The 14,798-nt window shown below is 69.5% G+C and carries 11 protein-coding genes; 5 read left to right on the forward strand and 6 right to left on the reverse strand.

Annotated elements, in window-relative coordinates; genetic code table 11:
- Window positions 1-104: 104 nt before the first annotated feature.
- Both NZH93_RS43575 and NZH93_RS43580 read right to left on the reverse strand, forming a co-directional pair.
- The gene (locus NZH93_RS43575) at window positions 105-755 is read right to left on the reverse strand and encodes a response regulator transcription factor (RefSeq protein WP_259629216.1); all 651 of its coding nucleotides are present in this window, start codon (window positions 753-755) and stop codon (window positions 105-107) included.
- Between the two features lie 4 nt (window positions 756-759).
- The gene (locus NZH93_RS43580; protein ID WP_259629217.1) at window positions 760-2,094 is read right to left on the reverse strand and encodes a sensor histidine kinase; all 1,335 of its coding nucleotides are present in this window, start codon (window positions 2,092-2,094) and stop codon (window positions 760-762) included.
- A gap of 110 nt (window positions 2,095-2,204) precedes the next feature.
- On the opposite strand from NZH93_RS43580, the gene NZH93_RS43585 reads away from it, so the two are divergent.
- A complete protein-coding gene (locus NZH93_RS43585) occupies window positions 2,205-3,317 on the forward strand; it encodes an alpha/beta hydrolase family protein (protein ID WP_259629218.1) in 1,113 nt (370 codons plus the stop codon).
- A 34-nt stretch (window positions 3,318-3,351) separates the two neighbouring features.
- On the opposite strand, the gene NZH93_RS43590 is transcribed toward NZH93_RS43585, so the two are convergent.
- Window positions 3,352-3,639 carry a hypothetical protein gene (locus tag NZH93_RS43590; RefSeq protein WP_259629219.1) on the reverse strand — a complete coding sequence of 96 codons (288 nt, stop codon included), beginning with the start codon at window positions 3,637-3,639 and terminating at the stop codon, window positions 3,352-3,354.
- Between the two features lie 449 nt (window positions 3,640-4,088).
- Between NZH93_RS43590 and NZH93_RS43595 the strand changes: the two genes are divergently transcribed.
- Window positions 4,089-5,081, forward strand: coding sequence for an aldo/keto reductase (locus NZH93_RS43595; RefSeq protein WP_259629220.1), 993 nt, complete (start codon window positions 4,089-4,091; stop codon window positions 5,079-5,081).
- A 440-nt stretch (window positions 5,082-5,521) separates the two neighbouring features.
- On the opposite strand, the gene NZH93_RS43600 is transcribed toward NZH93_RS43595, so the two are convergent.
- Window positions 5,522-7,180 (reverse strand): DUF885 domain-containing protein, encoded by a 1,659-nt coding sequence (locus NZH93_RS43600; RefSeq protein WP_259629221.1) that lies wholly within the window; start codon window positions 7,178-7,180, stop codon window positions 5,522-5,524.
- Window positions 7,181-7,417: 237 nt separating this feature from the next.
- Between NZH93_RS43600 and NZH93_RS43605 the strand changes: the two genes are divergently transcribed.
- Window positions 7,418-10,609, forward strand: a complete 3,192-nt coding sequence (locus tag NZH93_RS43605; RefSeq protein WP_372506994.1) for an AfsR/SARP family transcriptional regulator — start codon at window positions 7,418-7,420, stop codon at window positions 10,607-10,609.
- Here NZH93_RS43605 and NZH93_RS43610 read toward each other — a convergent pair.
- Both NZH93_RS43610 and NZH93_RS43615 read right to left on the reverse strand, forming a co-directional pair.
- Window positions 10,583-11,812, reverse strand: coding sequence for an MFS transporter (locus tag NZH93_RS43610; RefSeq protein ID WP_259629223.1), 1,230 nt, complete (start codon window positions 11,810-11,812; stop codon window positions 10,583-10,585). The genes NZH93_RS43605 and NZH93_RS43610 overlap by 27 nt on opposite strands.
- Complete coding sequence (locus NZH93_RS43615) at window positions 11,809-12,885, reverse strand: SagB family peptide dehydrogenase (protein WP_259629224.1); 1,077 nt, start codon at window positions 12,883-12,885, stop codon at window positions 11,809-11,811. The genes NZH93_RS43610 and NZH93_RS43615 overlap by 4 nt, the downstream gene beginning before the upstream one ends.
- A gap of 307 nt (window positions 12,886-13,192) precedes the next feature.
- Between NZH93_RS43615 and NZH93_RS43620 the strand changes: the two genes are divergently transcribed.
- Both NZH93_RS43620 and NZH93_RS43625 read left to right on the forward strand, forming a co-directional pair.
- The gene (locus tag NZH93_RS43620; RefSeq protein ID WP_259629225.1) at window positions 13,193-13,732 is read left to right on the forward strand and encodes a pyridoxamine 5'-phosphate oxidase family protein; all 540 of its coding nucleotides are present in this window, start codon (window positions 13,193-13,195) and stop codon (window positions 13,730-13,732) included.
- 404 nt (window positions 13,733-14,136) lie between these two features.
- Complete coding sequence (locus NZH93_RS43625) at window positions 14,137-14,655, forward strand: hypothetical protein (protein ID WP_259629226.1); 519 nt, start codon at window positions 14,137-14,139, stop codon at window positions 14,653-14,655.
- Window positions 14,656-14,798 lie beyond the last annotated feature (143 nt).

The following is a 14,798-nucleotide window of genomic DNA, read 5'->3' on the forward strand; positions in this document are numbered from 1 at the left end:
AGACCCAGCGTGAACAGCGAAACGATCGCGACCGGCCGCGCTGCCACCAGTGGGCCGACCCCCGTCGTGGCCGTGCGCGGTCTGCGGCGGCAGATCGATCCGGCTCAGGCCAGGCCCGTCTCGTAGGCGACTATGGCGGCCTGCACGCGGTTGCGGGCGTCGAGCTTGTCCAGGATGGAGCTGACGTGGGCCTTCACCGTTCCCTCCACGACGTGGAGGGCCTTGGCGATCTCGGCGTTGGAGTGCCCGGCGCCGAGCAGCGCCAAGACGTCGTGCTCGCGGTCGGTCAGCGCCTCGACCCGGCGCCGGGCCCGCGTGGCGGAGGCGCCGACGTCGCGGTACCTGCGGACGACGCGGTGGGCGACCGCGGGTGACAGGAACGCCGCCCCGGCGGCGACGGCGTGCACGGCGGTGATCAGCTCGCGCGGGTCGGAGGCCTTGAGCAGGAAGCCCGCCGCCCCGCCGCCGAGCGCCCTGGCGACGTAGTCGTCCTCGCCGAACGTGGTGAGCACGACGACGCTCGTCGCCGGGGCCACCACGGCGATCTCCTCGGCGGCGGCGAGCCCGTCGAGTTCGGGCATCCGGATGTCCAGCAGCGCCACGTGAGGGCGGTGGGCGCGCACCAATTCGACCGCCCGGCGTCCGTCGGCGGCCTCGGCGACGACCTCGATGTCATCGTCGGTGGCCAGGATCGCCCGGATGCCCGAGCGGACCATCACCTCGTCGTCGGCCACGAGCACCTGGATCGGGGGCATCGTGCTACGACCTCTCCAGCCGGTTCTTGGCCACCAGCACGTCGTCGACGAAGCAGAGCTGGTAGACGTCCGGACCGAGGTCGAGCAGGCCGTCGCCCGCCAGGTAGTAGACGCAGCTCGCGCCCTCGGGCCGTGGTGGGGCGGCGATCACCCTCGGCGCCGGGCCGAGGTCGTGGGGCGGCAGCAGCCGCTCGACGTCCGCGCGGCTCAGTCCGGACCGCAGGTCCTCGTACCGGTCGTCCGCGAGGCCGGTCCGACTCACGGAGAGCGCCTGGATGACGGCGAGCGCGACGACCAGCGCGAGGCCGATGCCGAGCGGCAGTGCGGCGAACCACCGCCTCCCTCTGAGGTCGAAACTCGGTGAGCGGGTGTCCCGCCACGGCTCGGTGCCGTCGTCCAGCAGTGCGGTCACCGCCCAGCCGCCGTCCGGCCGAGGGCCCGCGGTCAACCGCCCGCCTGTCAGGCGAACGCGCTCGTCCAGCCCGATCAGCCCCTGCCCGGTCCCGGTGCCGCCGTCCGACCGCGCGGACGGTCCGTTCACGACCTCGACGCGGGTACCGCCGTCCCGGCGCGCGACCGTGACGGTGACCGGCGCGCCCGGCGCGTGCCGGGCGGCGTTCGTCAACGACTCCTGGACCACGCGGTGGGCGGCCTGCCTCGTCATCGGCGACCACGCGGGCGCCGGCCCGTCGTACCGGAGGCGGACCCGCAGCCCCGCCGCCGACGCCCGACGGACCAGGTCGTCGACGCTTTCGTCCACCGGCCGCAAGGAAGCCGCGCTGCCGAACACCTGGACGATGTCGTGCAGCCGGTGGGTGGCCCGGACCGCCCCCGCCCGCACCTCGCCCGCTGCCCGCTTCTGCTCGTCGGTCAGGTCCGCCGCGAGTTCCAGCGCTCCACCGTGCAGCGCGATCAACGCCAGCTCGTGGCCGATCGAGTCGTGCACGTCCTGCGCTATCCGCTCCCGCTCACGCAGCCTGGCCTGCTCGGCGACCCCGGCCCGCTCGCCCTCGTCCTGCTCGGCGCGCAGCCGCCGGTAGCGGCCGACCGACCACGGCAGCACCGAAGCGGAGAGCTCGACGAACAGCACCGAGAGCCAGACCGCGAACGGGTCGGGCGAACGCTGGAAGGTCAGCGCGAGCCCAGTGGACAGCACGGCGCCGAACACCCACAGGGCGAGCGGAACGGACGTCATCCGCCTGCCCGCCGGGTACCCCAGCACCGCCATCGGCACCACTAGCCCGCCGCCGCCGTCGAACATCAGCACCGCCGAGAGCGACAGCCCGGCCGACAGCGCCAGCACCGGCGTCCACACCAGATCCGCTCGCCGAACGCCCATCGGTCCACACTACAAACCGGGACGGTTCGCTTGCCCCTGACGAAAGTCGGGGTGTCGGCCCGGCGGAAGACCGATGTCCCCGCACAGCCGGTGTCCCTACCTTCGTCACCGTGATCACTCGACACCTGTTGACGCGCAAGACGGTGGCGGCCCTCGTCGCCGTAGCCGCGGTCGTGGCGCTCGCGTCGCCCGCCACCGCCGCGCCGGACCAGTGGGTCCTGCCTGCACCGACCGGACCGCACCCGGTCGGCCGAACCGAACTGCACCTGGTCGACCAGGACCGGACGGACCCCTGGGTGCCGACCGGCCCACGGGAGCTGATGGTCTCGCTGTGGTATCCGGCCTTCGCGACCCGCGGCGACCGCGCGCCCTACGCCACGGCCGAGGAGTCCCGGCTCCTGCTGGAGCTGTACGGGATCACCACCGCGCCGCCGGACGCCCTGGCCGGGGTGCGCACCCACTCGCGGGCCGACGCGCCACCGCTGCCCGGCCGGTCGCCGCTGGTCGTGCTCTCACCGGGACTGGCGTTCCCCCGCTGGACGCTCACCTCGCTCGCCGAGGACCTGGCCAGCCGCGGTTACGTCGTAGCAGGCGTGGACCACACCCACGAGGGCGCCGCGGTCACGTTCCCGGACGGCCGCGTGGCCGCGTGCGTGGTGTGCAAGGGGGGCACGAGCGGGACGGCGATCACCGCCAGCCGGGTGGTGGACCTCTCGTTCGTGCTCGACCGGTTGCTCGCCGACCCCCGCTACGGCCGCTTGGTCGACCCGGATCGGATCGAGGTCGCCGGCCACTCGATCGGCGGATCGGCCGCCGCCGCGACGATGCTCGCGGACGCGCGGGTGGACGCCGGGATCAACCTGGACGGCTCGTTCCAACCTGCCCTCGGCGAGGACCTGGCGCGCCCGTTCCTGATGCTGGGTGCGGAGAACGGCGCCCCCGGCGACCGCCCGGACTGGGACCGGACGTGGACCCGCCTGACCGGCTGGCGCCGCTGGTTGCAGGTGCCGCAGGCCACGCACACCTCGTTCAGCGACGCGGCGGTGCTCACCGAGTGGCTCGGCCTGCCGCCCGTGGCGTTGCCCGGCGCTCGCGTCATCGAGATCAACCGCGCCTACGTGGCCGCGTTCACCGACCTGCACCTGCGTCACCGACCCCAACCGCTGCTGGCGTGCCCATCGCCGCGGTTCCCGGAGGTCGGCTTCGTGGGCCTGGCCGCGTGAACACCCGCACGCCGGGCGGTCGCGGCACTCCGGCTCACCCGGTGTTCCGCGACCCCTTGGCGGACGGCGTGATCAGCGCCGTGATCACCAGTTCCGCCGGCGCGACGTCGATAACGGGCGCCTGGCTGAGGGTGCGCCCACGGGCGATCTCGTCCACCGCCATGAGAACGGCCTGGACCTCGATCTGCGCCCGTGGTTCGTCCAGTTCGCGGGGGGTGGTGACGCAGAGCCGGACCCACTCGCCGACGTCGTCCCGCTGGGCCTGGATCAGCGGTTCGGCCTGGGCGCCGAGGCTGCGCATCTCCGTGACGCGGGCATCCACGAACACGGTGTGGCGAACCGCGAAGGTCGCGTAGACCGCGACCAGCCGACGCAGCGCGGCCGCTTCGCGCAGGACGTCGTCAAGGGTGATCTGCAGGTGGCCGTTGCCCGTTGCAGGGCTTCCAGCAGGACTTGTCGTGTGTGGTTCTCGCCGGTGATCAGGATGTGGTCGAGGGCTTCGCGTTGGATGGTGCCGATGACGCGTTCGCAGTGGGTATTCATCCGAGGTGCTCATGGGGCGGGGTGCTGGGTCGATGCCCGCGTCATGCTGGATCTGCCAGGCCGTCGAGGGAGCGATACGGCGGCCGAGTCGGGCCGGTCCTCCCTGAATCCGCTGGCACCAGGTCGATCCTCCGACTTGACCTGGTGCGCGCTCCAGGTCCTAGCGTCGGAGGCGTTCGTCAGCCCACGAAGTACCGCCCGGTTCGCCGGCAGGAGGAGTACCCGCGCATGATCACCCGAACCACGCTCGGCTCGCCCGGTCTCACCGTCAGCGCGATGGGCCTGGGGTGCATGGGGATGAGCGAGAGCTACGGCGCCGCCGACTGGGACGGTGGCCTGGCCACCATCGACCGGGCCCTGGAGCTGGGCATCACGTTCCTGGACACCGCCGACGCCTACGGCACCGGGCATAACGAGGTGCTGGTGGGCCGGGCCGTCCACGGCCGTCGGGACCAGGTGCAGCTAGCCACCAAGTTCGGCATCGACCGCAGCGCGGGCGACCGGGCACGCCGCATCCGCGGTGCCCGCGACTACGTGCTGCGCGCCTGCGATGCCTCGTTGCTGCGGCTGGGCGTCGAGGTGATCGACCTGTACTACGCCCACCGCCCGCCCCAGGACGTGGAGATCGAGGAGACCGTCGGGGCGATGGCCGAGCTGGTCGAGGCGGGCAAGGTCCGCCATCTGGGCCTGTCCGAGGTCGACGGCGAGTTGCTGCGCCGGGCGCACGCGGTGCACCCGATCACCGCGGTGCAGAGCGAGTACTCGCTGTGGACCCGCGACGTCGAGGCGGTCACCCCGGTGATGGCCGAGTTGGGGGTCGGGCTGGTGCCGTACTCGCCGCTGGGGCGGGGTTTCCTGACCGGCACCCTGGACCGCTCCGCGCTGGGCGAGAAGGACTTCCGGCGTACCAACCCTCGCTTCGCAGGCGAGGCGGGCGAGGCCAACGAGAAGATCGCGCAGACCGTGCGCGAGGTGGCCGACCGGCTGGGTGCCACCCCGGCCCAGGTGGCGTTGGCCTGGGTGTACGCCCAGGCCGATCGGCTCGGGGTGGCTGTGGCGAGCATTCCGGGCACCCGCAGCCCGGCCCGCCTGGAGCAGAACGCGGCCGCGCTGGATCTCAGCCTGGACGCCGAGGCGCTGGCCGCGCTGGACCCGCTGAGCGACCAGGTGACAGGTGAGCGCTACACCCCCGTGCACACCGCTGAGGTCGCTCGGGGTTAGCCGGTGGGGCGAGGTCACCGACGTCCGGCGCGACGATGTCGGTGACCTGGCCGGTCACGACCAGCCAGGTCGGGCAGCCCATGGACCCTGTGGCTTCCTGGTCGATGAAGGAGGCGACGCCACGCGGGCGGAGCACCGAGTGGCCCTGCTCTAGCACCCATAACCGGGTCGTATCCGCAGTTGTTCGTTGAGATGCTGGGCGGGTCGGCGACGATGCTCGGGTATCGGATGTCGATGTCGGGTGGTGTGGTGCCGTCGGTGGTGTGTGAGTGTCAAGAACCATTTTTTGAGCCAATGCTGAGGGATCAGCAACAGGCACAGGGAGGCAGCGCTCGGTGGGGTCACCCCCAGTGACCCCACCGAGCCCTCCTCGGGGCGGCGTGACGTCATCGTGTCTGACGCCGTGTACCAATCGCGTACCAATCGCGTACTCGTCGGCCTCAGGCGTTCTTCATCCAGTCCGTCACCACATCGGCCAGCACGGCGAGCGGTAGGGCTCCCTCCCGCAGCACCGTGTCGTGGAAGGTCCGGATGTCGAAGCGGTCTCCCAGCGAGTGTTGCGCGGCTGCCCTGATCCGGTTGATCTCCAGGCGGCCGACCATGTACGCCAGGGCCTGGCCTGGATAGCCGATGAACCGGTTGACCTCGGCTTCGACCTCGATGTCCGGTAATGCGGTGTTGGTCCGCACGTACTCCACGGCCTCAGCCCGTGTCCAGCCTTTGGCGTGCAGACCCGTGTCGACGACGAGGCGGACCGCGCGCAACACGTCGGACACGAGCATCCCCATCCGGGACAGCTCGTCGGAGTAGAGGCCCATCTCGTCGGCCAACCGCTCGGTGTACAGCGCCCAGCCTTCGACGTACGCCGTGCTCAGCGGCAGTCTGCGCAGCATCGGGAGGTGGCTGAGCCCTTGCGCGCGTGTCACCTGGAAGTGGTGGCCGGGTACGGCTTCGTGGAACGCCAACACCTCGGCGAAGTAGCGGAACCGCTCGGTGGGCCTGGTGATGTTCGTGAAGTACGTGCCGGGTCGCTTCCCGTCGGGCGAGGACGTCAGGTACATCCCCGACGGGATCGCCGCGTCCTGCTCCGGTGGAACGGCTTCGACCGCGCACCGCCGGTCGGGGATGACCGTGAACCAGTCCGGCGCCAGGCTCTCGGCCTTGGTCACCGCGATCCGCCCGGCGTCGAGGATCTCGTTCCCGTCGCGCCAGCGCAGCTTCTTGTCGAACCGCAGCCGGTGGAAGATCGCCACGATGTCGGACGTCCCGAACACCTCCTGGCCACTCCGGGCGATCTCCGCGTGGATCTTCGCCACCAGGTCCTCGCCGATCTGGTGGAGTTCCTCCGGGGGCCTGTCGGCGTCGGTGTGCACACGGACCAGGCCGGCGTAGATCGACTCTCCGCCGGTGATCCAGCACAGGCCGGGCCGCGAGTCGGGCCGAGCCTGTGGCGCGATCCGGCCAAGCACTTCGCGGTACGCCGCCAATCCCGGCCGGATCTCCGATTCGAGTAGCTGACGGCCCTGTTCGGCGTACTTCTCCATGCCGCCCTGCCGCAGCGGTCTCAGCAGCGGATCGTCCGCTCCGGTGTCCAGCACGCGGTCGACCTGCGCCACGGCTGAGTCCAGCAGCCTCGCGACCGGCGGCCTGCCCGCGCCGGTGCCGTCCACGTGACGCCGCGCCGCGGTGGCCAGGTAGTGGCGGAACTGCGCGAGCCGGGCCACGTAGGCCTCGGCCTGGGCCTCATCGTTGACCGTGACCCGCGGTACGAAGTACAGCGCCCTGGCGACCGGGGCGACGAAGAAGTCCGTGACCGTGTACTCCACCGCACGGGAGTCGATCCGGTGGCACACGGTCAGGGCCAGTTCCTCGACCGTGCCCTTGGTGATCCGGTCGATGGCAGGCAGCGCGGCGTCGTCCAGCGCCTGCGCCCTGGTCATGATGTCGACCGCACGCGCGCGCACGGCACTCTCGGCGTCCTCGGACAGGTCTCGCATGGAGTGGTCGGCTTTCCTGATGCCGTACATCGACGCGAGCAGCGGGTCCTCGTCGGTGAAGACGTCGATGAGTTCATCGGCCAGCATGTCGACGGTCGTCATCAAGTCCCCTCAACACCGGGCCCGACCTGCGCGGACCACGTCCGAAGTCCACATCACGCCGCGTACTTCACGCGTACTCCCCGCGAGCGGGACTAGAATCCGGTGTTCGTTACATGATCCGACTCGACAGGGGCGTAGATGGTGGGGGACACCGACTTCCGCCTTTTGGGGACCCTGGACGTGACGGTGGCGGGCCGGAGGATCGTTGTACCGTCTGGTACGCAGCAGGTGGTTCTGGTGGGTCTGCTGCTGCGGGCGAACCAGGTCGTCCGGGTCACCGAACTGATCGACTGGCTCTGGGACGAGGAGGCGCCGGACAACGCGGTGCCCACGGCTCAGGCCTACGTCCGCCGGTTGCGGCAGACGCTGCAGACCAGGGACCTCATCACGACCGTGTCCCACGGGTACCGCATCAACCTTGAGGGCGACGAGCTGGATCTGTTCCGGTTCCGCGGCCTGGTCAAGCAGGCCGACGAGACCGCCGACCCGGCCGCGCGGACCGACCTGATCACCCGTGCCCTCGCTCAGTGGCGTGCCCCGGCATTGGCCGACATCCCGGCCTGCTCGTTCCGGGAACGCGAAGTGGCCCGGCTGACCGAGGAGCACCTGCGGGCGATCGAGATCCGCGTCGACTGCGACCTCGCGCTCGGGCGGCACGGGGAACTCCATCCCGAACTGCTGAACTTGACCACCCAACACCCGTTCCGGGAGCGACTGCACGGCCAGTTGATGCTCGCGCTGTACCGCTCAGGACGTCAGGTCGAGGCGCTGGCCGCGTTCCAGCACGTGCGCGCCAGGTTGGCCGACGAGGTCGGTGTGGATCCGAGCGAGCACCTGCGGCTGCTGCACCAGCGGATCCTCACCAAGGATCCGGCGCTGGCGCTGACCTCGAAGCCGAACCCCGTCCCAGACCCTCCCGAGACCAAGACCACGCAGGCGAAGCCCCAGGTGCCCAGGCAACTTCCTGCGGGCCTGCAGGACTTCGTCGGCAGGGATGAGACGTACGAACAGATCGTCGGCCTGTTCTCCCGCGACGGAGGCACGGGTGTCCCGGTGGTGGCGATCTCCGGGCAGCCAGGGGTCGGCAAGTCCGCGCTGGCCGTGCAGGTCGCGCACCACCTGCGGGCGCGGTTCCCGGACGGCCAGCTCTTCGTCGACCTGCTCGGCAACGCGCTGGAGCGGGAGTTGACCACGGAGCAGGTGCTCGCCCGGTTCCTGCAGTCCCTCGGCCTGCCGCCGGACCAGCTTCCCGACGACCTCCACGGCCTCGTAGGTGCCTACCGGACCGCGCTCGCCGACCGGAAAGTCCTGGTGGTCCTCGACAACGCGGCCAGCGCCGAGCAGGTGCGCGGCCTGCTGCCCAGTACGCCGGGATCGGCAGCGCTGATCACCAGCCGCAAATCTCTGCGAGGCCTGGCCGTGCTGGGCGGAGCGCGACTGGTCAACCTGGACGTGCTCAGCCCCGGGCAGTCGGTCGCGCTGCTGAACACCATCGTCGGGCACGACCACCCGCACGATCCGGTTGTGCTGGGGGAGATCGCTGAGCTGTGCGGCCATCTGCCACTCGCGTTGCGCATCGCGGGAGCGAACCTGCTGCTGCGTGACGACGACTCGGCGCAGGCGTACGTCACCGACCTGCGGCATGGCAACCGGCTCACCGCGCTGGAGATCAAGGATGATCCCGGCGCCACCGTCCGTGCCGTGTTCGACCTTTCCTACCTCGGGCTGAAACCGGAGGTCGCGCGCCTGTTCCGGCAGTTGAGCCTGGTTCCGGGGCCGGACTTCACCCGACAGGCGGTGGCGATCCTCGCCGAACTGCCCGAGCAGCGGGTGGGCAAGCTGCTGACCGACCTGGCCGTCGCCGGCCTGCTCCAGCAGATCGCGTCCGACCGGTTCCGATTCCACGACCTGTTGCGCCTCTACAGCGAGGAACGCTGCCAGATCGAGGAGAACCCGGACAAGGCGGACGCGGTGCGGGCCCGGTTGTTCGCCTACTACGTGCGCTGCCTCGACGCCGCCGCTGACGTGCTCTGGGAAACCTGGCTCCGGCTGCCACGCACCGAGGTGGAGCTGGCGGTGCCGAGTCCCACGTTCGACGGGACGGCGCCCGCGTTCGCGTGGATGGACCAAGAGGGGCCGAACGTCATCGCGGCGATCCTCGACGCGGCGGAACGCGGACCGGTGCGCGCCGCGTGGCACCTCGTCGAATCGTTGCGCGCTTACCTGGTGACCCGTGGCCGTTACCGGGCCGAAGGAGTCGTCGCCGCGAAGGCTGCCCTGGCCGCGGCGCAGGCAGCGGGGAACGCTCGTGCGGAAGCGGCCATGCACCACGCCCTCGCCTCCATCTCCTTCCGCTTCCAGGACCGCGTCGCGGCGAAGGAGTACACCCTGGCGGAACTGGCCGCCTACGAACGGTGCGAATTCGACGAGGGCCGGGCACGGGCACTGATCGCGCTGGGCATCCTGCACTTCGTCGACGGCAGGCTCAGGCCCGCCGTGGACGAGATCGAACGGGGCGTGCGCCTGGCCGAGGAACGCGAGTCCGACAAGGTCCAGTTGTTCGGACTGATCAACTTGTGCGTGGTCGAGGAGCGGCGGGGGCACCTCGACCGGGCAGAGTGGGCCGGGCGGGAAGCCCTCCGACTGGCGCCGGCGAGCGGCACCTTGGTGACCGCGGCCTCGTCCCGCGCGGTCCTGGGTGACGTGCTGGTCCGCCGGGGCCGCTTCGGCGAGGCCATCGGACAGTTCTCGGCGGCCCTGGCCAGCTACCGGGAAACCGGGACGTGGAACAACGTGACCAAGACGCTGCGCGGACTGTCCGACGCCAACCGCTTGGCAGGCAACCACAAGGCCGCGGTGGCCCACGCGCTCGAGGCGCTGGCGGTCGCCGACGAGTCCGGCATCGAACAGGACCAGGTCGACTCGCTGATCACCCTCGCCGCGGCACACCAAGGAATCGGACACGCCGAGGAGGCGGCCACGTGCGCCCGCAACGCGTTGGAGATCGCACGTGGCCTCGCCTCCTACCGCCGCGGCGAGATCTGCGCACTGCTGGAGCTGGCAGCCCAGTGTCGTCAGCGGGGTGACCTCGCCACCGCACGCGAGCACGCTCGTCAGGGCGTCGAGCTCAGCAGGCGCGCGGAACTGCTCGACCTCGAAGGCCGCACCGAGACGCTGCTGGCCTGGCTCGCGTTCGAGGCGCAGGACCTGCTCGCCGCGCGGGAACACGCCCAGCGGGCGCTGACCGTGCACACCGACGCCGATTCCCAGTTCGACCAGGCGCGAGCCCTGCACGTGCTCGGCTTGGCGCTGGCCGCGAGCGGAGACCACGAGCAGGCGAGATCCTCATGGCGGCAGGCGTTGGACCGGCTGGCCGGAGTGTCCATTCCGGACGCTGATGAGCTACGCCTGCTGCTCGATCCTGTTTGACGACGTGGCCGCGCGCCACGCCGCGAGCAGCAGTGCGCACAGGGCCAGGCCGGCCAGGCCAGTGCCGATGATCACCGACGACGGCGCGAAAGACTCGGCCAGGACACCGAACAGCACCACAGCGATGCCCTGGGTCAGTCGCATGAACGTGAAGAGCAGGCCCGCCAGTTGACCGCGCCGCGAATCAGGAGCGGACTGGGTGTACTCGGCGCCCAGTGGAATCCAGAAGCACAGGGCCGCACCGGAAACGGCGAACAGCGCGGCACCCGCCCAGACACCGGGCTGGAGCACGAAGGCCACGAGAGGCAGGCACGTCATCACCATGAGCGGCGCCGTCAGCCGGGACCGACTGGCGGGCCTGACCCAGGTGGAGTACGCCCACAGGCCGACGACTATCCCGGTGCAGTTGGCGGCCATCAGCACTCCCGCGGCAGCCACGTCCGCCCCGGACTGCGCGGCGTACGGAACGGCGAGCGTCACGCAGATCGGGGCGATCGCGATCAGCAGTGGGAAGAGCACGAGGACGCGCAGCCGCCGATGCCGGGCGACGAATCCGATGGCTGACCGCAGTGAGGCGAACCACGGGCCCGCGTCCGTCTCGGATGCCGTCGCGGGTCGGTGCCGCAGCCCGAAGCGGATCAGAGCGGCCGACCAGAGAAAGGTGACGGCGTTGAGCACCAGCACCCCGCTGATCCCGATCCAGCCGACCATCACGCCGGAAAACCCGTAGCCCAGTGCGTATCCCAGGTGGGCGACCTGAAGGTTCATCGAGGTGGCGGTCACGAAGGACTCGCCGGTCAGCACCACGGACAGGGTGGCGGTGTGCGCGCCGTTGAACGGCGTGTCCAGCAACCGGGTCGCGATCAGCAGCAGCCACAGCCCGGCCAACGGCATTCCGGGGATCGCCATGCCCAGCAACAACATCGCGCGGCCGACGTCCGAGCAGATCATGACGGTCCGGCGGGGGTACCGATCCGCCAGGCCTGCCAGCAGCGGACCGCCGAGCAGGTCGGGGATCGTGGTCAACCCGAACGTCACGGCCATCAGGCCCGCGGACTGGGTCCGCTCGTACACCGCGATCATCAGCGCGGCCCTGGCCAGGTAGTCACCGGCCGTCGAGAGGCTCCGGCTGAGGAACAGCGCCCGGAACTCCGGGTTCGCGAGCGCCTGGTGGTAACCGACGCGTTGGGGCGTTGATGTCACGGTTTGTTCCCGATCACCGCGCATCCCATCACCAGTTCCCCCGCTGGATCGATGCCGAGCAGTTGCTCCACGAGTTCGTCGCGGACCGCTGAAGTGAACGTCATGCCCAGGCCCAGGGCAGTAACCAGCAGATATACCGTCTGGTTGAGGTGTCCGACGTCGAAGTGCAGCACCCGGTAGGTTCGGGCCGTGTGGTACTTCCACATGCTTCGTTCCAGGACCGCGGTGTAGAAGACCACCATTGCCGAATTCTCGATCCACGCCTGTTCAGTGAGAATACGAGAGAGGTCGTCGTCACCACACGGTCCACCGATACGCGCGAGCGTGTGCACGGTCGGGTTGTAGTGGTACACGCCCGGATCGATCCCGTCGACCGCTCGTACGAGGAGGTAGACCTCGGTGGGATGTCTGCCGCCGCCCGACGGCGAGGTCTTGAACACCGTCTGCGATTGTTCATCGATTTCGACGATGCCCGCGGAAACCTTCAGCAGGGCCGCCGCCGATTCCAGCGGAATCGGCTTGTCGACGAATTTCCGGTCACTGCGTCGCCGATTCAGCAGGGTGAGGAGATCACGTTCCCGCCAGTTCGCCGCGGACCAGTCGGGTAGCTGGGTGACCGGAGCATCGGCGAAGGTGTGGTGCGCCCGTGGCGGCGGACCGAGCTTCAGGTTCTCGGCCAGCAACGTGTCGTAGTCCTCTGGGGACATCGCCGCTTCGCTCGCCAGGTTGCGGGTGGAGAAGTGGAACGCGGACACGAGCCTGCCCCAAGGCTGGAACGCCGATACGGCTGACTCCTCGAGCCGGTGCCGAGGCGATCCTTCCGCGATCAGAATGTTGTGCGCCAGGAAGATCCTGGCGATCTTCGCGTAACGTTCACGGAGCACCGGATCGTCGGTCATGGTGTCCGTGGATTCCAGCGGCTTCCACTCCGAGAACAAGCGCAACAACGCTTCGGCGCCGTCAACCAGGGCGAATTGACGGTGACCGAGGGTGTCGTCCCACACGAGTTTCCCGGAGTCCCAGAAAGACACCCCGCACGAGGAGACGCGAACCTGGATGTTTTGGTGGTTCATGGGAAAACGGTCGTCCGGCTGTTACCCCTCGGACCGCGTGACGAACCCGAAGATCTCGTCGATGGGCTTGTCGTAGTCTTGCGAGTACGACTCGAACGCGATCTCGAGGTCTGCGTCCTCGATCATCGAACATTCACCCCTGTCTATCCTTGGATGTTATGGCACCGGTAACTCTTCACCATCGCCGACCGTACGCGCATCGTCATTATGGGTGACAGTCACGGTTCGCTTGGCGCCAATGACCCGTCAGCGGTCACTGAGCGTGCTCGGCTGGATGGCACTCGACCGGAGCTGATTCACTGGCCGAATGTTCGAAACTCCCGACGAGCTCCAGAGCCTCCAGGTCCTGCTCGACACGTCGTTGGCCGGCTCCAGCAACCACCTCAAATCGATCATCCGGCCAGGTGAGAGCACCTTGAACGCCGAGCAGGTCGTCCGAGTCTGCCAAGGCATGTGCACCCTGGCCATCGCCACGGTCACCCGGTGCGGTGAGCCACGCATCAGCGGTGCCGACGGGCACCTCCTGCACGGCCGCTGGATCTTCGGCACCCACCGCCAGGCCGCCAAGGCCCGTCACCTCGCGGCGCGGCCCGGCATCAGCGCGACCTTCATGCGCGGCGAGCAGCTCGGCATCTTCACGCACGGACACGCCGTCGAGCTGAACCCCGAGGGGACGAGCAGCGACCCGACGTGGCCGGCGATCCGCGACTACCTGGTCAACCACTACGACGGCGACAGCGAGGACCCGTTCTGGGACGAGAACGTCTGGTACCGCATCGACCCGAGCTGGATGGTCGCCTACAGCACCGACCCCGCCGGGCTGCTCGACCAACAACCGTCAGACTGACGAGCGTTCGAGCGGGTCGACCTCAGGCCTTCGCTCCGGGAGTGACGTGGCGGGGCTGTGGTCCGAGGTCCTCGAACAACCGTCGCCGCCTGCACGGGCGCGGGTAGCGCGACTCGACCAGCCGATGAGCCTTCGACCGGCGGTGGTGAAGCCACCCTCTACGGTTCCAGCCAGATCGCGAACCGCAGGAATTCGGCGAACGTAGTGGTCTCATCCTCCGGGATGCCTGCTCGACGGCCGCACGGTGGAACCGTTCTCGATGGTTCATGGCCGTGCACAGTGCCATGGCGATGCGACCCCGCCCGTGTGCTTTGGACGGAGGAGCGGACGGGGAGATCTTCTCGACGCTGCTCGTAGGGGAGAGGACCCTGGGTTGTGGGAAGCGACCTGTGCGGGAGGGACGAATGCGTGTCTGGCCCTACAAGTTCGAACTCGACCTCGAGACCTACCGAGCGCGTGGTGCCCTGTCGCGCGAGGCGTCGAACCCGTACTTCGACATGTTCCTGATCGACGACCGCGCGACCGACGAGGAGTTCGTCGAACGCCACCGAGGCGTCCACGTGATGGACGAGCACTACTGGTTCGGCGTCGACGTGCGATGCACATCGGCCGAAGAGGCCAAGTGGGGCGCTGTCCAGAACACCGTCCTCGAAGCACTGCGACGGATCACCGACGACCTGCTCCGCGACTTGGACGCGGGCGCCGGGGACGCTGTGCTCCTGGAGGCCCACACTCGCATGGCCGTCGTCGCGGTCGACCACCAAGCGGTGTGGGAAACGGTGGTAGCGAGGTTGAACGAGGCGATCTCCGCGGGACTGCCGATCGCCCGATTTCCGGTACCGCAAACGTGGAGCACCGCCCGGCACAAGCGCGAGGTCGGTGAGCGCAACCGGAGACTCGGAGGCGGTTACGCCTCGGGGTGAGCGCGGAAGGCCGAAGTGTCTGCGGTCGCTGACGATGACGGCAGGTTTATCGCTCAGCCGCCTGTCAGCGACGTGCCTACCGCGCACGCCCCCTCGCCCGACTCGGCACCTCTGTGGCAGTGGTCCAGAACACATTAACCCGC

The organism is Umezawaea endophytica (assembly GCF_025061645.1).
Lineage (GTDB): Bacteria > Actinomycetota > Actinomycetes > Mycobacteriales > Pseudonocardiaceae > Umezawaea > Umezawaea endophytica.